A 1065-nucleotide genomic window follows, 5' to 3' on the forward strand; every position below is an offset into this window, starting at 1 on the left:
CAGACCACCGAGGAAGCCGATCTATGGGGCGGCGGTGATCACGGCGTTGCAGTTCCTGTGGGCGGTGCAGGGAACTCCGTGCGGGCGCCTGCTGGCCGCTGCGCTGCCAGACCTGGTGCCCAGGCTCCGCCGGTTGGGAGAACTCACGATCGACGACGATACGGCCGCGCTGCTGGTGAAGATCGCGCCGGCCACGATCGACCGGCGCCTCGCTGCGGATCGGGCGAAGCTGATCCTGCGCGGCAGGTCCCATACCAAGCCGGGAACACTGTTGAAGGACTCGATCCCGATGCGGACCTGGGCTGATTGGAACGACGCGGTGCCGGGTTTTGTGGAGATCGACTTGGTCGGCCACGAGGGTGGCAACAGCAGTGGTGAGTTCTGTTTCACCCTGGATGTTACTGATATCGCGACCGGGTGGACTGAGACCCGCTCGGTGAAGAACAAGGCGCAGAAATGGGTGTTCCAAGCGATCAAGGATGTCACCGCGTCGTTCCCGTTCCCGATCCTCGGGATCGATTCCGACAACGGAAGCGAGTTCATCAACTGGGAGCTGTTCCGTTGGTGTGAGCAGAACAAGTTGACGTTTACCAGGTCGAGGTCGGGGAACAAGAATGACGGTGCTCACGTCGAGCAGAAGAACTGGCACATCGTGCGGCAAGTGGTCGGATACCACCGTTACGACACCGCCGGCGAGCTGGAGTTGCTGAACCAGATATGGGCGTTGCAAAGACTGCTAACCAACCACTTCGGGCCACAGCAGAAACTCGTCTCCAAGACCCGTAACGGCGCGAAGATGACGAAAACCTACGACACCCCGCAGACACCATTCCAACGCGTCCTCGCCGATACGGGAACGGTCCGCAAGCCCGCGAAAACCAGACTCATCCGCGAGAATGAACCGTTGAACCCGGCCGCGATCCAGCGACAGATCCAAGCACTCACCGCACAGCTACTGACGCTGACGACCAGCAAGAAAGGACCAGCAGCCAGACCATCCTCGCGCGCACTCTCAAATGATTCCACGAATCAATCCTCGCGCGCATCTTGACATGATTCCTCGGG

General features: G+C 60.6%; 1 protein-coding gene. It reads left to right on the plus strand.

Annotated features, from left to right (window positions below):
* Positions 1–1051 (plus strand): integrase catalytic domain-containing protein (locus ABD112_RS11545; RefSeq protein WP_343926022.1); only part of this gene is annotated, 1051 nt, incomplete at its 5' end.
* Positions 1052–1065 lie beyond the last annotated feature (14 nt).

The sequence above is a fragment of the Rhodoglobus aureus genome, assembly GCF_039527955.1.
GTDB classification, from domain to species: domain Bacteria; phylum Actinomycetota; class Actinomycetes; order Actinomycetales; family Microbacteriaceae; genus Rhodoglobus; species Rhodoglobus aureus.